We start from the raw sequence: 739 nt of genomic DNA on the forward strand, positions 1-739 counted from the left end.
CCATACGGCAACCATCCGCCGCTCACTCTGGGTGAAGTGCAGATCACAAGATGCCCGGAATGGAAGAAGGCAGGAGGTCATTGGCTCGAACGACTTTCGCGTAGCCTATGACGGGTTGCTGAACGGCCTATAGCCACGGCGGCGCGGGCCCAGCGTGGCGTGGTCATCAGCCAATCCGGCACCTCGGCGCCGGTGTGTGCCAGCAGGGTGCCCAACTCGAAATAGGCGGTCGCGGATGCGCCGCTGTAACGCGTTGCATGCTGTCCCACCAAAGCGGTGCTCAGCGCTTCCAAACTCTCGGTGGCGGTCAGCATGTCTGCCGATTACCACAGCGACCTTGCTATTCTGCGCATATACCCTTGGAAGTGGTGCCTCACTCGTCGGGCTGGGATCAGCGTGCCCTCGTTCTGGCCACCTAGATCGGCACTCCCTCATCGTAGCGCGTCATCGCCCCGGTTAATGCATCGCGGTTCATCAACACAGTGCCGTCAGCCGCAGCAATATATTGCGAGTCAGTTATAACGTTTTTCAAGAGATCGTAGGCTGTGGCGACTGCGGCTTCGACGCTTTCGTGTTCGCTCGTCAGGGCGGTCGACAAGCACCAGAAGTGCAGCACCACTTTGGGTGCAGTCACTGGCTCGTCGCGCCGCATAGCCCGTGCGATGGCGCCGAAGTCGTTGGCGAGGAAGTCCGGCATCGACTGCTTCCTCTGGGCTAGTTGCTGTTACGGTACCGCATT

General features: G+C 60.2%; 2 protein-coding genes. Both read right to left on the reverse strand.

Going from position 1 to position 739, the window contains the following annotated elements; genetic code table 11:
* Nucleotides 1-77 precede the first annotated feature (77 nt).
* Entirely contained in the window at nt 78-314 is a 237-nt protein-coding gene (locus Q7A36_RS40430) for a hypothetical protein (RefSeq protein ID WP_305109431.1), read from the reverse strand.
* A 101-nt stretch (nt 315-415) separates the two neighbouring features.
* Nucleotides 416-697, reverse strand: coding sequence for a hypothetical protein (locus Q7A36_RS40435; protein ID WP_305109432.1), 282 nt, complete (start codon nt 695-697; stop codon nt 416-418).
* Between the last annotated feature and the right edge of the window lie 42 nt (nt 698-739).

It is taken from the genome of Paracraurococcus lichenis (assembly GCF_030657435.1).
GTDB classification, from domain to species: domain Bacteria; phylum Pseudomonadota; class Alphaproteobacteria; order Acetobacterales; family Acetobacteraceae; genus Paracraurococcus; species Paracraurococcus lichenis.

Coding starts and splice junctions, on each gene's coding strand:
- Q7A36_RS40430 (WP_305109431.1), bottom strand. CDS start 314: ATGCTGACCGCCACCGAGAGTTTGGAAGCGCTGAGCACCGCTTTGGTG.
- Q7A36_RS40435 (WP_305109432.1), bottom strand. CDS start 697: ATGCCGGACTTCCTCGCCAACGACTTCGGCGCCATCGCACGGGCTATG.